The following is a 17,978-nucleotide window of genomic DNA, read 5'->3' as shown; positions in this document are numbered from 1 at the left end:
CGTCGACATGGGGTGTGAGCTTGTCAAGAAATGTAACACGTTCTAATTTGGTGGCCGTGGCTCTGAATATTGCTGACCTTGCCGAGCACGCCATCGACGCTGTGCCGGACCGCGTAGCCCTCATCTGCGGTGACGAGCAGTTGACCTACGCGCAACTGGAAGAGAAAGCCAACCGATTGGCGCACTACCTGATCGACCAGGGCGTGCGCGACGGCGACAAGGTGGGCTTGTACTGCCGCAACCGCATCGAGATCGTGATCGCGATGCTCGGCATCGTCAAGGCGGGCGCGATCCTGGTCAACGTCAACTTCCGCTACGTCGAGGGCGAGCTGCGCTACCTCTTCGACAATTCGGACATGGTGGCGCTGGTGCATGAGCGTCAGTACGCCGATCGGGTCGCCAACGTCCTACCCGACACCCCGATGGTCAAGACCGTGCTGGTCGTCGAGGATGGCAGCGACCTGGATTACCAGCGTTACGGCGGAGTCGAGTTCTACTCAGCGCTTGAGCAGGGTTCGCCCGAGCGCGACTTCGGCGAACGCACCGCGGACGCCATCTATCTGCTCTACACCGGCGGCACCACCGGCTTCCCCAAAGGCGTGATGTGGCGCCACGAGGACATCTATCGTGTCCTCTTGGGCGGAACCGATTTCGCCACAGGAGAATTCGTCAAGGACGAGTATGATCTGGCCAAGGCCGCCGCGGCGAATCCGCCGATGGTTCGCTACCCGATTCCGCCGATGATCCACGGCGCCACGCAGTCGGCGACCTGGATGTCGATCTTCTCCGGTCAAACCACCGTGTTGGCACCGGAATTCGACGCCGAGCAGGTGTGGCGGACCATTCACGAACACAAGGTGAACCTGTTGTTCTTCACCGGCGACGCGATGGCGCGTCCGCTGTTGGATGCGCTGCAGAAAGACAACGATTACGACCTGTCATCACTGTTCCTGCTCGCCAGCACCGCGGCGTTGTTCTCGCCGAGCATCAAGGAGAAATTCCTCGAGTTGCTGCCGAATCGGGTTATCACGGACTCGATCGGCTCGTCGGAGACGGGTTTCGGCGGCACCAGCATCGTGGCCAAGGACGCCCCGCACAGCGGTGGCCCCAGGGTAACCATTGACCACCGCACCGTCGTCCTCGACGAAGAAGGCAACGAAGTGAAACCGGGGTCGGGCGTGCGCGGGTTCATCGCCAAGAAGGGCAACATTCCGGTCGGCTACTACAAGGACGAGAAGAAGACGGCCGAGACGTTCAAGACGATCAACGGTGTGCGCTATGCGATTCCGGGCGACTACGCGATGGTCGAAGAGGACGGCACCGTCACGATGTTGGGCCGCGGGTCGGTGTCGATCAACAGCGGCGGCGAGAAGATCTACCCCGAAGAGGTCGAGGCGGCGCTGAAGGGTCACCCCGACGTGTTCGACGCCTTGGTGGTAGGGGTGCCGGACGCGCGCTACGGGCAGCACGTCGCGGCTGTGGTGCAGGCCCGCGAAGGGGCGCGGCCAACGTTGGCGGAGCTGGACGGCTTCGTGCGCTCGAAGATCGCGGGATACAAAGTGCCACGCAGTCTTTGGTTCGTCGACGAGGTGAAGCGGTCACCCGCCGGCAAGCCGGACTACCGGTGGGCCAAGGAGCAGACCGACGCGCGGCCGGCCGACGACGTGCACGCCGCGCACGTCACCGCCTGACCCAGCCGTGGGCGCCTGCGGTGCCGTCGGCGCCCGGTTGGCCGTCGTCGCCGAGATTGTCGTTGTTTCTGTCCCCGTGCCCAGTCAGTCTGGGCCCATGCCGTGGAAGCGTCCGAAGTGAGCGACTTCGTCAAACGCGATCCGGGTGCTCCGCCGGGCTACTTCGCCTGGCAGGCGGCCGGGTTGCGGTGGCTGTCCGATGTCAGTGGCGGTGTGCCGTGTGCCGAGGTCTTGGCGGTTGACGCCACCAGGCTGACGTTGCGCCGACTCGAGTCGGTGAACCCGACCAGTGCGACGGCCCGCGCATTCGGCGCTCGGCTGGCGGTGATGCACGACGGGGGCGCCCCGGCCTTCGGCGCCGGACCCGACGGGTGGGAGGGCCCCGGATTCTTCGGTCCGGTGTCGCAACCGCTGCCGATGTCCCTGCGCCGGCACCGCAGCTGGGGCGCCTTCTACGCCAGCGAACGGTTGATGCCGATGGCCGAATTGGCGTCGGCGCGACTGGATGGTGCCACCCGGGCGGCCATCGAGACGGTGGTGGCGCGGTGCCTGGCCGGTGACTTCGACGACGACGACCCGCCGTCCCGACTGCACGGAGATTTGTGGAGCGGGAACGTGATGTGGACTCGCGGGGGCGTGGTACTCATCGACCCGGCCGCACACGCCGGTCACCGGGAGACCGACCTGGCGATGCTCGCGCTGTTCGGCTGCCCACACCAGGATGCCGTTCTCGCCGGATACCAGGAGGTGCGGTCGCTGAAGCCGGGCTGGCGCAACCGGATCGGGCTGCACCAGCTCTACCCGCTGCTGGCACACGTCGTTCTGTTCGGCGGCGGGTATGCGGGGCAGACGTGCGCTGCGGCCAGCTCCGCGCTGGGTGCCTGAAGCCGGCCGTACACAGTTGCAACGGCCTGATCTCGCGGCGCGCACCGGGGTCTAGAGTCGAACAGCGATGACGATCGATGTCTGGATGCAGCATCCGACGCAGCGGTTCCTACGCAGCGACATGTTGGCGTCGCTGCGCCGGTGGACCGGTGGGTCCATGCCGGACGCCGACATCCCGATCGAGATGACGGTTGCCTCGATGGACGCCGCCGGCGTCGAATTCGGATTGCTGAGCGCATGGCTTGGACCGGCGGGTCAGGACCTGGTGTCCAATGATGAGGTAGCCGAGTGGATTCGGCTGCACAGCAGCCGATTCGCCGGTCTGGCAACCGTCGACCTGGACCGCCCGATGGGGGCCGTGCGCGAACTACGGCGCCGCGTGGACGAGGGGTTTGTCGGCTTGCGCGTGGTGCCGTGGCTGTGGGACGCCCCGCCCACCGACCGCCGTTACTACCCGCTGTTCGCGCAATGCGTCGAGTCCGGGGTGCCGTTCTGCACTCAGGTGGGGCACACCGGTCCGTTGCGGCCGTCGGAGACCGGGCGCCCGATTCCCTACATCGACCAGGTGGCGCTCGACTTCCCGGAGTTGGTGGTCGTGTGCGGGCACGTCGGCTACCCGTGGACCGAGGAGATGGTTGCGGTGGCCCGCAAGCACGAGAACGTCTACATCGACACGTCCGCGTACACCGTGAAACGCCTGCCGGACGAACTCGTCCGCTTCATGAAAACCCGCACTGGACAACGCAAAGTCATGTTCGGCACCAACTACCCGATGATCGGCCACACGCACGCCCTGACCGGTCTTGACGACCTCGGGCTCAGCGACGAGGCCCGTCGCGACTTCCTGCACGGCAACGCCGAGCGGGTCTTCAGACTGCAACGAAAGGTGGACACGTGAACGGCGCGCAGGCTCTGATCAACACGCTGGTCGACGGCGGGGTCGACGTCTGCTTCTCCAACCCGGGCACGTCAGAGATGCACTTTGTGGCCGCCCTGGACACCGTCGACCAGATGCGCGGTGTGCTCACTCTTTTCGAAGGTGTGGCGACCGGGGCGGCCGATGGTTACGCACGCATCGCCGGGCGTCCGGCCGCGGTGCTGCTGCATCTCGGGCCCGGACTGGGCAACGGCCTGGCCAATCTGCACAACGCCCGCCGCGCCCGGGTACCGATGATCGTCGTCGTCGGAGACCACGCCACGTATCACAAACAGTACGACGCCCCATTGGAATCCGACATCGACGCGGTGGCCGGTACCGTCTCCGGATGGGTGCGGCGCACGACGACCGCGGCCGACGTCGGCGCCGACACCGCCGAAGCCGTCGCTGCCAGCGTCTCGGGTTCATCTGTCTCGACCCTGATCCTGCCGGCCGACGCCTCATGGTCGGACGGTGCCCGGCCCGCCCCGGTGCCCACTGCGGCGTCCCGCAGCGCCGACTTCGATGTCAGCGCGGTGGCTCAGGTGCTGCGTTCGGGCGAGCCGGCCACGATCCTGATCGGTGGAGATGCCACCCGCGTCCCGGGACTGTCCGCGGCCGCCCGGGTCGCCGAGGCCACCGGTGCCCGCTTGCTGTGCGAGACCTTCCCGACGCGACTGGTGCGCGGTGCCGGCGTGCCCGCGATCGAACGGCTGGGCTACTTCGCGGAGGCGGCCGCGGCCCAACTCGACGGCGCCAAGCATCTGGTCTTGGCCGGCGCCAGGTCGCCGGTCTCGTTCTTCGCCTACCCGGGCATGCCCAGCGACCTGGTGCCGGCTGGTTGTCAGGTGCATGCCCTGGCCGGATACGACGGAGCCGCAGCCGCTTTGACGGTACTGGCCGACGAGGTGGCCCCTGGGACGGTGGCGCCGGTGGCGGCCGCATCCCGCCCGCAGTTGCCCTCGGGAGCCTTGACATCTGCGTCTGCGGCGCAGGTGGTCGGCGCGCTGCTGCCCGAACGGGCCATCGTCGTCGACGAATCCAACACCTCAGGATTGCTGTTGCCGGCGGCGACCGCCGGGTCGCCGGCCCACGACTGGCTGACTCTGACCGGCGGGGCGATCGGGTACGGCATCCCGACCGCGGTCGGGGCGGCGGTGGCCGCGCCGGACCGTCCGGTGCTGTGTCTGGAATCCGACGGCTCGGCGATGTACACGATCTCCGGACTGTGGAGCCAGGCGCGTGAGCTGCTGGATGTCACCACCATCATCTACAACAACGGTGCCTACGACATCTTGCGGCTCGAACTGCAACGCGTCGGCGTCGCGGCCGGGCCGGGTCCGAAAGCCAAGGACCTCCTTGATATATCGCGCCCCACAATGGATTTCGTCAAGATCGCCGAAGGCATGGGGGTACCCGCACGCCGTGCCACCACGTGCGAGGAACTCGCCGACGCGCTGCGCGATGCATTGGCCGAACCGGGGCCGCACCTGATCGACGCGATCGTGCCGTCGCTGGTGGGTTAGCCGGCAGCTTGTCTGCGGGAGATCGGGAACACCGGTTCGCCGCAGTCGACACCCTCGGCCGACAGCTGTCGTTTGAGCACCTTGAAGGTCATCGTGCCGGGCAGTCCGGCGCTGACCCGCACATACGACGGCCACTGCTTGGGACCGAGGTCGGCCTGGCCGGCCAGGAAGTCCCGGAACTCCTGCGGGTCGAACTGCGTGCCCGGAGCCATGACGACCGCCGCCATCACCTGGTCACCGACGACCGGATCCGGAACCGGGTACACCGCCACCTCATTGACCGCCGGATGACGCAGCAGCACCCGTTCGATGGGTGCGGTTCCCAGGTTCTCGCCGTCGACCCGCATCCAGTCGCCGAGCCGGCCGGCGAAGTACGCGTAGCCGGCTTCATCCCGGTAGGCGAGATCGCCGCTGTGATAGATGCCGCCGGCCATTCGTTCGGCCTCGGCGGCCGGGTCGTTGTAATAGCCCTCGAAACCGCCGGACCCCTTGATGTTCACCAGTTCGCCGACCACTCCAGCGGGACAGGGCGCACCGCTGTCCGGATCGACGATCTCGACTCCATCGGGTAGCGGACCCAGAGAACCGGGCGGGGTATCGGGGGTACGGGCGATCGCGACGCCGAGTTCGGTAGACCCGAAACCGTCCTGCACGCGGCAACCGAATCTGCCGGCGAATCGCTCGATGTCTCTGGGCACGCCCTCGTTGCCGTAGACGGCCCGCAACGGGTTGTCCGCGTCGTCGGGCTGCTCGGGCGTGGCCAGGATGTAGGACAGCGGCTTGCCCACATAGTTGGCGTAGGTGGCGCCGTACCTGCGCACGTCCGGCAAAAAGCCGGACGCGGAGAACTTGCGCCGCAGCGCCATTGAACCCTGGCAGGCGAGGGCCACCGCCCAGCCCACCATGATCGCGTTGGAATGGAACATCGGCATCGACACATAGCAGACGTCGTCGGCACCGAGCCCGAAGCGCTGGGCCATCCCCATACCGGCTCCCGCCACCTTGCCCTGGCTGCACTTCACCGCCTTCGGCTCGCCGCTGGTGCCTGAAGTAAAGATGAGCATGAAAAGATCTGCGGGAGAGGAAGTTTGAAATTCCAGCTCAGTATCCCGGTGGGCGGCGACCTGGTCGGCCCACTCCGGCGAGTCGACGTTGAGGTGGTCGATACCGTCGAGCACCGGTGCGGAATTCGAATCGGTGAGCACGAGCTGGCAGTCAGCGTGACCGATGTCCCGGGCCAGCGCCGCGCCGCGGCGTACCGGGTTGAGACCGACCGGCACCATTCCCGACAGCCCCGCCGCGACCAGGACGGCCGAGAAGGAAGGCGTGTTCTCCATCAGGACGCCGACGTGCGGCGGCCGGTTCGGGTCGAAACGTTCGCGCAGCGTGGCGGCGATGGCCGCCCCGTGCCGAAGGTGCTCTTGCCAGGTGGTGAACGAGTCTTCGAAATAGATGCCGCGGTCGTCGATCTCGGCGAGCGGGCGCAGTAATGCGGTGACCGTCGGTTCGTTCAAGTGACTATCCTCTTCGGCTTCGAGTGTGAAGCTGGCTTCACGTTCGGCTTCGAGTGTGAAGCTGGCTTCACGCTCGTCGGAGGCGCGGCGCGTTCAAGCAGGGGTCTCCGCCAATTCGCGGCCGATCTGCCGCAGCTGGCCGGTGGCGCCGCCCAGTGCGAACTCGGTTTCCTTGGCGGACAGGAAGTATCGGTGTACCGGGTGGTCGGTGTCGACACCGACGCCGCCGTGCACGTGCACGATGGTGTGGGCGACCCGATGCCCGGCATCGGCCGCCCAGAACGCCGCCGACGCCACGTCGATCTCGGCCGGGATGTCCTCGGCGACCTTCCACGCGGCCTGGGTCAGCGTCAATCGCAACCCCTTGACGTCGATGTAACCGTCGGCCAGCCGCTGACCCACCGCCTGGAAGCTGCCGATCGGGCGGTCGAATTGCTCACGGGTACGGGCATATTCGGCCGTCATCTGCAGTCCGCGCTCCAGCACCCCGAGCTGGTAGGCGCTGCGCCCCAGGGTGGAGATGGTGCGCAGCCACAGAACTACCTCGGGCCCTCCGACCTGGCGCACGGCGTCCATCGGGACATCGTCCAGCACCAGATGGCCGACGCAGCCCAGGCCGGTGGTCTGCAACGGTGTGACTGTCACCCCCGGATCGTCGGCGGCGACCAGGAAAACCATTGTGCCGGAATCAGTCTCGGCGGGCACCAGGAAAGCGTCGGCGGCGGGGCCATAGAACACCTGGGTACGGCTGCCCGTCAGGCGGCCGTCGCCGGCACCCCCGGAGGCCTGCACCGGGCCGTCGCCCATCTCGCCGTCGAGCGCGACGGTCAGTATCTTCTCCCCGCGCACCGCCGGGGCGCCCCAGCTCTGCTGCAACTCCTCGGAGCCGAACCGGGCCAGCGCGCCGCAGCCCAACACGATCGACTCGAGGTAGGGCACCGCCGCCAGCTGGTGTCCCAGCGCGACCAGGATCGCCACCTGCTCGAGTACCCCGAAGCCGTCGCCGCCCACCTGGGTGGCCGCCGCGCTGGTCAGGATGTCGCTGTCGACGAGCTTTCGCCACAGGTCACGATCGACGCGCTGGTCGAGCTTGTCCAGTTCGCGTTGATGTGCGGGCGTGCATACCGAGTCGACGATGGTGTCGACCAACCCGCCGAGGTCCTGTGCCGCTTCGGTTGTCGAGAAATCCATAAACGTCCGTCCTCTGCAGGGAGATCAGCGGTTGGCCCGGGGCAGCCCGAGCGCGACCATGCCGATGATGTCGCGCTGGACTTCGTTGGTGCCGCCGCCGAAGGTCAGGATCAGGCACGCCCGGTGCATACGTTCCACGCGGCCGCGCAACAGTGCGCCGGGCGAGTCCTGCCGAAGAGTGGCCTGGGTGCCCAGCACCTCCATCAGCAGCCGGTAGGCCTCGGTGGCCAGCTCGGTGCCGTACACCTTGGCCGCCGACGCGTCCGCCGGCCCGAGCGCCTGACTCTCGGAGGACGCCAGCTCCCAGTTGATGAGCTTGAGCACCTCGGCCTTGGCATGTACGCGGGCGAGGTTGAGCTGCACCCATTCGGAGTCGATCAGGCGGGCGCCGCCGGCGTCCTTGGTGTTCTGGGCCCACTCCCGAACTTCCCTCAGGCACATGAAGATCGGTGCCGGCGACACCAGCGCGACCCGTTCGTGGTTGAGCTGGTTGGTGACCAGCTTCCAACCTGCGTTCTCGTCACCGATCAGGTTGGTCACCGGTACGCGCACGTCGGAGTAGTAGGTGGCACTGGTGTCCGGGCCGGCCATGGTGTGCACCGGCGTCCACGAGAAGCCTTCCGCGGTGGTAGGCACCACCAACACGGAGATGCCGCGGTGTTTCTTGGCTTCCGGGTTGGTGCGTACCGCAAGCCAGACCCAGTCCGCATAGGCGATCAGACTGGTCCACATCTTCTGGCCGTTGATCACGTACTCGTCGCCGTCGCGCACTGCCGTGGTGCGCAGATTGGCCAGGTCGGTGCCGGCTCCCGGTTCGGAATAGCCGATCGAGAAGTGCAGTTCGCCCGCGGCAATCTTGGGCAGGAAGAACTTCTTCTGCTCTTCGGTGCCGAAGGCCATGATCGTCGGCGCCACGCTGTTGATGGTCAGGAAAGGCACCGGCGCACCCGCGATGGCCGCCTCGTCGGTGAAGATGAGCGAGTCCATCGGAGAGCGGTTCTGGCCGCCGTACTGCGTGGGCCAGTTCAGGGTGAGCCAGCCGTCCTTGCCCATCTGGGCGACCGTCTCGCGGTACACGTTGCCGGTTCCGTATTCGCCCTGCACCGAACTGAGCGCCTCGCGCCGCTCCGGTGTCATCAGCGTGGTGAAGTATGAGCGCAGCTCGCGACGCAGCTCCTCCTGCTCAGGGGTGTAACTGATGCGCATCCCAGCCGCCTCCGATCACGCGATCGTCATGTGTTGCCGGCCGCCGAAGCACCGCCGGCAGCCACCCGTTCGTTCCCCCGGTTGTAACACGTTCTAGTCTGGGAATCCAGCGACCGTAGGGTCACGCACACCGCGGCCCACGGTGGTGCTAGATATTGATCGGGTTCATGCAGGGGTGTTTCCATAGCGACCCACTACGTGGCCCAGCTCTCGAGGAGGGTGCCGTGCGAGTGATTGTCGATCGTGACAGGTGCGAAGGGAACGCGGTGTGCTTGGGAATCGCGCCGGACATCTTCGACCTGGACGACGAGGACTACGCCGTCGTGAAGACCGATCCCATCCCGCCGGATCAGGAGGATCTGGCCGAGCGGGCCATCGCGGAATGCCCGCGAGCGGCACTGCTGCGTGAGGACGGACGAGGAAACTAGAGGTATTCATAAGTGAGCAGCACGAACGCGACCGACCTCTCCGGCAAGGTCGCGGTGGTGACCGGTGCCGCCGCGGGCCTCGGCCGAGCCGAGGCGATCGGCCTGGCCCGGCTCGGCGCCACCGTCGTCGTCAACGACATCACCTCCGGCCTGGACTCCTCCGATGTCCTCGACGAGATCAGCTCGGCGGGATCGAAGGCGGTCGCGGTGGCCGGCGACATCAGCCAGCGCGAAACCGCCGACGAGTTGCTCGCCACCGCCGACGGGCTGGGCGGATTGGACATCGTCGTGAACAACGCCGGCATCACCCGGGACCGGATGCTGTTCAACATGAGCGACGAGGATTGGGACCAGGTGATCGCCGTGCATCTGCGCGGTCATTTCCTGCTCACCCGCAACGCCGCCACATACTGGCGGACCAGGGCCAAAGAAGCCAAGGAGGGCCAAATCTTCGGCCGGATCGTCAACACCTCGTCCGAGGCGGGTCTGGTCGGTCCGGTGGGCCAAGCCAACTACGGCGCCGCCAAGGCCGGCATCACCGCGCTGACGCTGTCCGCCGCGCGCGCGCTTGGTCGCTACGGCGTCTGCGCCAACGCGATCTGCCCCAGGGCGCGCACCGCGATGACCGCCGACGTGTTCGGTGCCGCACCCGAGGACGGCCAGATCGACCCGCTGTCGCCCGAGCACGTGGTGAGCCTGGTGCAGTTCCTGGCGTCGCCGGCGGCCGCCGAGGTCAACGGCCAGGTGTTCATCGTTTACGGGCCGAGTGTCACCCTGGTCGCGGCGCCGACGGCGGAGCGCCGGTTCGACGCGGGTGCGCCGGCCTGGGACCCCGCCGACTTGAGCAGCACGCTGCAGGGATACTTCGCCGGCCGCGATCCGGAGCGAACGTTTGCGGCCACCGGTTTGATGGACTGACGGGCCGCCGCGCACAGATAGAGGAGAAATACCAGCTCGGCGTATTCGCCGCAAAAAATTCGACGCTTCATCGACACTCAGAACTTGTTCTAGTTAGTATGAGCCGGCTCACACCAAGCAACGAGTCATCCAACGGTGTGTTCAGGGCAGGGGAGAGACTTCGCCGCGAGCAGCAGATTGGGGGACCGGGCTTGTTGCAACAAATCGCTGTGCCGGCCCGGGCTGTCGGCGGGTTCTTCGAAATGTCGATCGAGACCGCACGCGCCGCCTTTCGGCGGCCGTTTCAATTCCGTGAGTTCCTGGATCAGACGTGGATGATCGCGCGAGTGTCGCTGGTCCCCACGCTGCTGGTGTCAATTCCCTTCACGGTACTGGTGGCTTTCACCCTGAACATCTTGCTGCGCGAGATCGGGGCGGCCGACTTGTCCGGCGCCGGAACGGCATTCGGGACCATCACCCAGCTCGGTCCGATCGTCACCGTGCTGGTGGTGGCCGGTGCCGGTGCCACCGCGATCTGCGCCGATCTGGGTGCCCGCACTATCCGTGAAGAGATCGACGCGATGCGGGTGCTCGGCATCGATCCGATCCAGCGGCTGGTGGTGCCCAGGGTGCTGGCGTCCACACTGGTCGCGTTGCTACTCAACGGCCTGGTGTGCATCATCGGCCTGTCCGGAGGCTACGCTTTCTCCGTCTTCCTGCAGGGAGTCAATCCCGGCGCGTTCATCAACGGGCTGACTGTGCTCACCGGGCTGCGCGAGCTGATCCTCGCCGAAGTCAAGGCGTTGCTGTTCGGAGTCATGGCGGGACTGGTCGGCTGCTACCGCGGCCTGACCGTCAAGGGGGGGCCCAAGGGAGTCGGCAATGCAGTCAACGAGACCGTCGTATACGCGTTCATCTGCCTTTTCGTCATCAACGTCGTCATGACCGCCATCGGCGTCAGAATCTCGGCCAAGTAGGTGCGGGAGTAACACATGATGGCCAGCGAGCGATGGTGAACATGCGATGAGCTACGACGCCACCCTCCGTGTCAGGCGCTTCTTCTCGAGGTTCGCCGAACCGGTCGATAACTTCGGGGAGCAGGCGCTGTTCTATGGCGAGACCGTGCGTTATATCCCCAACGCGGTGACGAAATACCGCAAGGAGACCATCCGGCTGATCGCAGAGATGACGCTCGGTGCCGGTGCCCTGATCATGATCGGCGGGACGGTTGGCGTCGCGGCCTTTCTGACGCTGGCCTCCGGCGGCGTGATTGCCGTGCAGGGCTATTCATCGCTGGGCAACATCGGCATCGAAGCGTTGACCGGGTTCCTGTCTGCCTTCCTCAACGTCCGCGTGGTCGCACCGGTCATCGCCGGCATTGCACTGGCAGCCACCATCGGCGCCGGCGCCACCGCACAGCTGGGCGCCATGCGGGTCTCCGAGGAGATCGACGCCGTCGAATGCATGGCGGTGCACTCGGTGTCCTATCTGGTGTCGACCCGACTGATCGCAGGACTGGTGGCGATCATCCCGCTGTACTCGCTGTCGGTGCTGGCCGCGTTCTTCGCCGCCCGCTTCACCACGGTGTTCATCAATGGACAGTCCGCGGGCCTGTACGACCACTACTTCAACACCTTCCTCATCCCGTCAGACCTGCTGTGGTCGTTCCTGCAGGCGATCGCGATGTCGATAGCGGTCATGCTGGTGCACACCTACTACGGCTACAACGCCAGCGGCGGCTCGGTCGGCGTGGGCATTGCCGTGGGTCAGGCGGTGCGCACCTCGCTGATCGTCGTCGTGGTCATCACGTTGTTCATCTCGCTCGCGGTTTACGGAGCGTCCGGCAACTTCAACCTGTCGGGATAGCGGCGATGGCTAGCACAGGATCACGACGCACCGCGGGCCGGGTGGCTGCCGCGGTGCTCGCCGGCCTGTTGGTCGCGTCGGCGGTCCTGACGTACCTGTCCTACACCGCGGCGTTCACCTCGACCGAGACCGTCACGGTGGCCTCCAAACGCGCCGGGCTGGTGATGGAACCGGGGGCCAAGGTCAAGTACCGCGGCATCCAGATCGGCAAGGTCGAAGACATCAGTTACAGCGGCGATCAGGCCCGATTGAAGCTGGCAATCTACAGCGACGATCTGCACTTCATCCCGTCCAACGCGACGGTGCACATCGCCGGCAACACCATCTTCGGAGCCAAGTCGGTGGAGTTCATTCCGCCCACGACCGCGGCCCAGTCCTCGCTGCGTCCCAACGCAACGGTGGAGGCCTCGGCGGTGCAGCTGGAGGTCAACACGCTGTTCCAGACGCTGATCAACCTGCTGCACAAGGTCGATCCGGTCGAGCTGAACGGCACGCTGAGTGCGCTGTCCGAGGGCCTGCGTGGTCACGGCGACGACCTGGGGGCGCTGCTGTCGGGACTCAATACCCTTACCCGCCAAGCTAATCCGAAGCTGCCCGCGCTTCAGGAGGACTTCCGCAAGGCCGGCATCGTGACCAACGTGTACGGGGATGCCGCACCCGACCTGAACACGGTGCTGGCGAACCTGCCGACGATCAACAAGACGGTGGTCGATGAGCAGAACAATCTCAACACCACGTTGTTGGCAGCCATCGGGTTGGCCAACAACGGCTACGAGACCCTGGCGCCTGCCGAGCAGAATCTGATCGACACCATCAACAGGCTGCGGGCTCCGCTGAAGGTGGCGGCGGACTACTCGCCGGAATTCGGCTGCCTGCTGGCCGGTATCGCTCGCGGCATCAAGGAGTTCGCGCCGCTGATCGGAGTGCGCAAGGCAGGCCTGTTCACCTCGTCGAGCTTCGTGCTGGGCGCGCCGGCCTACACGTACCCGGAGAGTCTGCCGATCGTCAACGCCTCCGGTGGACCGAACTGCCGCGGCCTGCCCGACATCCCGACCAAGCAGACCGGTGGGTCGTTCTACCGCGCACCGTTCGTGGTCACCGACAACGCGCTGATTCCCTACGAGCCGTTCACCGAAGTTCAGATCGACGCCCCCTCGACGTTGCAGTTTCTCTTCCACGGTGCCTTCGCGGAACGGGACGACTTCTGATGGCGTCCGGGAAAATGCCGTCGCACCGGTCGATGGTGATCAAGGTCAGTATCTTCGTCGTGACGATGGTGCTGGCGAGCGCGGCCCTGGTAGTGGTGTTCGGCGACTTCCGGTTCGGTGCGGAAAGCACCTACCACGCCACCTTCCTCAACGCGTCGAAGCTCAAGGGTGGCCAGAAGGTCCGCATCGCCGGAGTGCCCGTCGGTGCGGTGTCGGGCGTCAAGCTCAACCCCGACAACACCGTGGACGTGGAGTTCGGCGTCGATTCCCGGTACACCTTGTACTCGTCGTCGCGAGCGGTGATCCGCTACGAAAACCTGGTGGGCGACCGCTTTTTGGAGATCACCTCGGGCCCGGGTGAACTGCGCAAGCTGCCGCCGGGCGGGACCATCAACTTTCAGCACACCCAGCCCGCCCTGGACCTCGACGCGTTACTGGGTGGGCTCAAGCCGGTGGTCAAGGGTCTGGATGCCGACAAGATCAACACGATCAGCAGTGCCGTCATCGAGCTGCTGCAAGGTCAGGGCGGCGCACTGGCCAACGTGCTTGCCGACACCAGCTCCTTCTCCACCGCGCTGGGCAAACGCGACCAGCTGATCGGCGATGTGATCACCAACCTCAACACCGTGCTGGGCACCGTCGATGCGCGCAGCGCGCAGTTCTCGGCCAGCGTCGACCAACTGCAGCAGTTGATCGAGGGGCTCGCCAAGAACAGGGACATCATCGCCGGGGCGATCCCGCCGCTGGCGTCCACCACGACGGATCTGACCGAGCTGCTGCGCAATTCGCGGCGGCCGCTGCAGGGTGTGCTGGAAAACGCGCGACCGTTCGCCACCGAGCTGGACACCCGTAAGGCCGAGATCAACAACGACGTCGAGCAACTCGGCGAGGACTACCTGCGGTTGGCGGCCCTTGGCACCTACGGATCGTTCTTCAACATCTACTTCTGCTCGGTGACGATCAAGATCAACGGGCCCGCGGGCTCTGACATCCGACTCGGGCTCGGCGGCCAGGTGGATTCCAGCAAGGGGAGGTGTGCCTTTGCCAAGTAAGCCAGGCAGTAAACGTGACCAGGATCCGCTCCGGACCGGCATCATCGGCCTCGCGGTGGTGACTTTCGTCGTGCTCATCGCATTCGGTTACGCCGGTCTTCCGTTCTGGCCGCAGGGCAAGACCTACACGGCCTACTTCAGTGATGCCGGCGGCATCACCCCCGGCAACAGTGTTCTGGTCTCCGGCGTCAAAGTGGGCAAGGTATCCGACGTGGCGCTGGCCGGCGACAGCGCCAAGATCAGCTTCAGCGTCGATCGCCACGTGGTCGTCGGTAACCAGTCGCTGGCCGCGATCCGCACCGACACGATCCTGGGCGAGCGCTCCATCTCGGTCAGCCCCGCCGGTTCCGGGGACGCGAGCGTCATCCCGCTGAGCAGGACGACCACGCCGTACACGCTGGCCGGCGCGCTCGAGGACCTCGGGCAGAATGCCAACAACCTCAACAAGCCGCAGTTCGAACACGCTCTGCAGGTCCTCACCGAGACGCTGCACGACGCCACTCCCGGTCTGCGCGGGGCGTTGGATGGGGTGACGACGCTGTCCCGCACGCTGAACAGCCGCGACGAAGCGCTGCAAGGCCTGCTGGCGCACGCGAAGTCGGTGACCGCGGTCTTGTCGGATCGCGCCGGGCAGGTCAAGAAGCTGGTGGACCAGGGCGACCAGTTGTTCGCCGCACTGGACGAGCGCCGCTCCGCGCTGAGCGCACTGATCTCCGGTATCGACGACGTGTCCGCGCAGCTGTCCGGCTTCGTCAACGACGACCGTAAGGAATTCGGTCCCGCGCTGACCAAGATCAATCAGGTGCTGGCGAACCTCAATGAGCGCCGCGACTACATCACCGAGGCGCTCAAGAGGCTGCCGACGTACGCCACCACACTGGGCGAGGTGGTCGGCTCCGGACCCGGCTTCAACGTCAACGTCTTCGGGGCCATCCCCGCGCCGCTGGTGGCGACCATGTTCGACGCCGTCTTCCAGCCCGGCAAGCTGCCGGACAGCTTCGCCGACTATTTGCGCGGCCTGATTCAGGAGCGCTGGACGATCAGGCCGAAATCGCCATGACGACGGCGAAACGCTTCGGCAGCAAGGGTTGGCGGACCGTCACCACCGTCGTGCTGGTGGCGGTGCTGGTGGGCGGCGCCTACGTGCTGTTGTCCGCCGGTGGTGGCGGCCGTAAACTCACCGCCTACTTCACCTCTGTCGTCGGGCTCTACCCCGGTGACCAGGTCCGCATCCTGGGCGTGCCGGTGGGTGAGATCGAGTCGATCGAGCCGCGGCCCTCCGATGTGAAGATCACCATGACGGTGTCCGACGGCGTAAAGCTTCCGGCCGACGCCAAGGCTGTGATCATGTCGCCGAACCTGGTGGCGGCGCGGTTCATTCAGCTCGCCCCGGCCTTCACCGGCGGACCGGCGCTGCCGGACGGCGCGAGCATTGACCTGACCCGGACGGCGGTCCCGGTGGAGTGGGACGAAGTCAAGGAAGCCCTGACCCAGCTGTCCGTCTCACTCAGCCCGGCGGCCGGCGAAATGCAGGGCCCGTTGGGCGCGGCGATCAACCAGGCCGCCGACACTCTGAACGGCAACGGCGACTCCTTCCACAACGCCCTGCGTGAGCTCGCGCAAGTGGCTGGGCGCCTGGGGGATTCACGCAACGACATCTTCGGCACGGTCAAGAACCTGCAGGTGCTCGTCGACGCGCTGTCGCAGAGCAATGAGCAGATCGTGCAGTTCGCCGGGCACGTGGCGTCGGTGTCGCAGGTGCTCGCGGACAGCTCACGGGATCTGGACCACACCCTCGGTTCGCTCAACCAGGCCCTCGCTGACGTCCGGGGATTCCTGCACGAAAACAACTCGACGCTCATCGAGACGGTCAACCAGCTCACCGACTTCACCCAGACCCTGAGCGATCAGAGCGAGAACATCGAGCAGGTGCTGCATGTCGCGGGTCCCGGTATCACCAACTTTTACAACATCTACGACCCCGCGCAGGGCACCCTGAACGGTCTGCTGTCGCTGCCCAACTTTCTCAATCCCGTGCAATTCATCTGCGGCGGGTCCTTCGACACCGCGGCCGGGCCGTCGGGACCGGAGTACTTCAAGCGCGCCGAGATCTGCCGCGAGCGCCTCGGTCCGGTGCTGCGCCGGCTCACGGTGAACTTCCCGCCGATCATGTTCCACCCGATCAACACGATCACCGCCTACAAGGGGCAGATCGTCTACGACACCCCCGCCACGGCTGCGAAGGCGGAAACCCCGGTCCCGGAACTGACCTGGATCCCGGCCAAAGGTTCGGGCCAGCCGTCGCCCAGCAACACCACCGACTTGCAGAGCCTGTTCGTTCCGACCGCTCCGGGTCCGGCTTCGCCGCCGGGGTACGGGCCGGCGCCCGGTCCGCTGCCTGGTCCGTTGCCCGCCGAGCAGGGAGCGGGTCGATGAAGCGAATCCTGTTGCGCTGCAGCGTGTTCTTCGCGGCCGGCACGCTACTGTCAGGCTGTGCATTCGGCGGGCTGAATTCGCTGTCGCTGCCCGGCACCGCCGGCCACGGCGGCGGCGCCTACACGATCACGGTCGAATTGCCCGATGTGTCGACACTGCCGCAGAACTCACCGGTCATGGTCGACGACGTCACAGTGGGCAGTGTGTCCGGAATCTCCGCCGAGCAGCGTTCCGACGGATCGTTCTACGCGGCAGTGAAACTGGCGCTGGACAAAAACGTGGTGCTGCCGGCGAACGCCACCGCGAAGGTCGCCCAGACCTCGTTGCTGGGTTCGCTGCACATCGATCTGGCCGCGCCCACCGACCAGCGCCCGGTGGGCAGGCTGGGCAACGGCTCGCGAATTCCCGAGTCTCGGACCGGCCGGTACCCGACCACCGAGGAAGTGTTCTCCGCACTCGGCGTGGTGGTCAACAAGGGCAATGTGGGTGCGCTGGAAGACATCACCGACGAGACCTATCAAGCCGTGGCGGGCCGCCAGGGTCAGTTCGTCGACCTGGTTCCCCGGCTGGCCGAGTTGACCTCGGGCCTGAACAAGCAGGTCAACGACATCATCTCGGCTGCCGAGGGACTGAACCGGTTCTCGTCGATCCTCGCGCGGGACAAGGACAATCTGGGCCGGGCGCTGGACACGCTGCCAGAAGCGCTGCGCGTGTTGAACAAGAACCGGGACAACATCGTTCAGGCATTCGGCGCGCTGAACAGGCTGGCCACGGTCACGTCGCACGTGCTGTCCAAGACCAAGACCGACTTCGCCGCCGACCTCAAGGACCTGTACTCGGCGCTCAAGGCGCTCAACGACAACAAGAAGAACTTCGTCACCTCGCTGCAGATCATGCTGACGTTCCCGTTCCCCAACTTCGGCATCAAGCAAGCGGTGCGCGGCGACTACCTCAACGTCTTCACCACGTTCGACCTGACCCTGCGCCGCCTCGGTGAGACGTTCTTCACCACCAGCTACGCCCTCGATCCCAACATGATGCACATGGACGAGGTTCTCAATGCGCCCGACTTCCTGATGGGCGAACTGGCCAACCTGTCCGGACAAGCCGCTGACCCGTTCAAGATCCCGCCCGGCACGGCGACCCAGTAGAGGCGGGGAAG

General features: G+C 66.0%; 16 protein-coding genes. 13 read left to right on the top strand and 3 right to left on the bottom strand.

Going from position 1 to position 17,978, the window contains the following annotated elements:
• The first annotated feature begins 50 nt into the window (after positions 1 to 50).
• The 4 genes from ACX9NE_RS10980 to ACX9NE_RS10965 all read left to right on the top strand — a co-directional run bounded on the left by ACX9NE_RS10980 (position 51) and on the right by ACX9NE_RS10965 (position 5,018).
• Positions 51 to 1,691, top strand: a complete 1,641-nt coding sequence (locus tag ACX9NE_RS10980; protein ID WP_459361769.1) for an acyl-CoA synthetase — start codon at positions 51 to 53, stop codon at positions 1,689 to 1,691.
• A gap of 102 nt (positions 1,692 to 1,793) precedes the next feature.
• Positions 1,794 to 2,576, top strand: coding sequence for a fructosamine kinase family protein (locus tag ACX9NE_RS10975; RefSeq protein ID WP_459361770.1), 783 nt, complete (start codon positions 1,794 to 1,796; stop codon positions 2,574 to 2,576).
• A 67-nt stretch (positions 2,577 to 2,643) separates the two neighbouring features.
• On the top strand, positions 2,644 to 3,474 hold the full coding sequence (locus ACX9NE_RS10970) for an amidohydrolase family protein (RefSeq protein ID WP_459361771.1): 831 nt from the start codon (positions 2,644 to 2,646) through the stop codon (positions 3,472 to 3,474).
• The gene (locus tag ACX9NE_RS10965) at positions 3,471 to 5,018 is read left to right on the top strand and encodes an acetolactate synthase large subunit (RefSeq protein ID WP_459361772.1); all 1,548 of its coding nucleotides are present in this window, start codon (positions 3,471 to 3,473) and stop codon (positions 5,016 to 5,018) included. Before ACX9NE_RS10970 ends, ACX9NE_RS10965 begins: the two co-directional genes overlap by 4 nt.
• On the opposite strand, the gene fadD17 is transcribed toward ACX9NE_RS10965, so the two are convergent.
• The 3 genes from fadD17 to ACX9NE_RS10950 all read right to left on the bottom strand — a co-directional run bounded on the left by fadD17 (position 5,015) and on the right by ACX9NE_RS10950 (position 8,929).
• Positions 5,015 to 6,532 carry a long-chain-fatty-acid--CoA ligase FadD17 gene (fadD17, locus tag ACX9NE_RS10960; protein ID WP_459361773.1) on the bottom strand — a complete coding sequence of 506 codons (1,518 nt, stop codon included), beginning with the start codon at positions 6,530 to 6,532 and terminating at the stop codon, positions 5,015 to 5,017. The two genes, ACX9NE_RS10965 and fadD17, sit on opposite strands and share 4 nt — an antisense overlap.
• Positions 6,533 to 6,625: 93 nt before the next feature.
• Complete coding sequence (locus ACX9NE_RS10955; protein WP_459361774.1) at positions 6,626 to 7,723, bottom strand: acyl-CoA dehydrogenase family protein; 1,098 nt, start codon at positions 7,721 to 7,723, stop codon at positions 6,626 to 6,628.
• A gap of 24 nt (positions 7,724 to 7,747) precedes the next feature.
• On the bottom strand, positions 7,748 to 8,929 hold the full coding sequence (locus ACX9NE_RS10950; RefSeq protein WP_459361775.1) for an acyl-CoA dehydrogenase: 1,182 nt from the start codon (positions 8,927 to 8,929) through the stop codon (positions 7,748 to 7,750).
• A 224-nt stretch (positions 8,930 to 9,153) separates the two neighbouring features.
• Between ACX9NE_RS10950 and ACX9NE_RS10945 the strand changes: the two genes are divergently transcribed.
• The 9 genes from ACX9NE_RS10945 (at position 9,154) to ACX9NE_RS10905 (ending at position 17,967) form a co-directional block, all read left to right on the top strand.
• Positions 9,154 to 9,357, top strand: a complete 204-nt coding sequence (locus tag ACX9NE_RS10945) for a ferredoxin (RefSeq protein WP_459361776.1) — start codon at positions 9,154 to 9,156, stop codon at positions 9,355 to 9,357.
• A 12-nt stretch (positions 9,358 to 9,369) separates the two neighbouring features.
• Positions 9,370 to 10,275 (top strand): 3-oxoacyl-ACP reductase, encoded by a 906-nt coding sequence (locus ACX9NE_RS10940; RefSeq protein WP_459361777.1) that lies wholly within the window; start codon positions 9,370 to 9,372, stop codon positions 10,273 to 10,275.
• Between the two features lie 191 nt (positions 10,276 to 10,466).
• Positions 10,467 to 11,231, top strand: coding sequence for an MlaE family ABC transporter permease (locus ACX9NE_RS10935; RefSeq protein WP_459361778.1), 765 nt, complete (start codon positions 10,467 to 10,469; stop codon positions 11,229 to 11,231).
• 46 nt (positions 11,232 to 11,277) lie between these two features.
• Positions 11,278 to 12,120 carry an MlaE family ABC transporter permease gene (locus ACX9NE_RS10930; protein WP_459361779.1) on the top strand — a complete coding sequence of 281 codons (843 nt, stop codon included), beginning with the start codon at positions 11,278 to 11,280 and terminating at the stop codon, positions 12,118 to 12,120.
• Positions 12,121 to 12,125: 5 nt separating this feature from the next.
• A complete protein-coding gene (locus tag ACX9NE_RS10925; RefSeq protein ID WP_459361780.1) occupies positions 12,126 to 13,328 on the top strand; it encodes a virulence factor Mce family protein in 1,203 nt (400 codons plus the stop codon).
• Positions 13,328 to 14,380 carry an MCE family protein gene (locus tag ACX9NE_RS10920; RefSeq protein WP_459361781.1) on the top strand — a complete coding sequence of 351 codons (1,053 nt, stop codon included), beginning with the start codon at positions 13,328 to 13,330 and terminating at the stop codon, positions 14,378 to 14,380. The genes ACX9NE_RS10925 and ACX9NE_RS10920 overlap by 1 nt, the downstream gene beginning before the upstream one ends.
• Positions 14,370 to 15,440 (top strand): virulence factor Mce family protein, encoded by a 1,071-nt coding sequence (locus tag ACX9NE_RS10915; protein WP_459361782.1) that lies wholly within the window; start codon positions 14,370 to 14,372, stop codon positions 15,438 to 15,440. Before ACX9NE_RS10920 ends, ACX9NE_RS10915 begins: the two co-directional genes overlap by 11 nt.
• Positions 15,437 to 16,816, top strand: a complete 1,380-nt coding sequence (locus ACX9NE_RS10910) for a virulence factor Mce family protein (RefSeq protein ID WP_459361783.1) — start codon at positions 15,437 to 15,439, stop codon at positions 16,814 to 16,816. The genes ACX9NE_RS10915 and ACX9NE_RS10910 overlap by 4 nt, the downstream gene beginning before the upstream one ends.
• Positions 16,813 to 17,967: a virulence factor Mce family protein gene (locus ACX9NE_RS10905; protein ID WP_459361784.1), complete on the top strand. Its 1,155-nt coding sequence runs from the start codon at positions 16,813 to 16,815 to the stop codon at positions 17,965 to 17,967. Before ACX9NE_RS10910 ends, ACX9NE_RS10905 begins: the two co-directional genes overlap by 4 nt.
• The last annotated feature ends 11 nt before the right edge of the window (positions 17,968 to 17,978 follow it).

Source organism: Mycobacterium sp. ML4 (assembly GCF_054515735.1).
The sequence above is the reverse complement of the archived record's forward strand: the minus strand, read 5'-3'. Positions and strand labels throughout refer to the sequence as shown.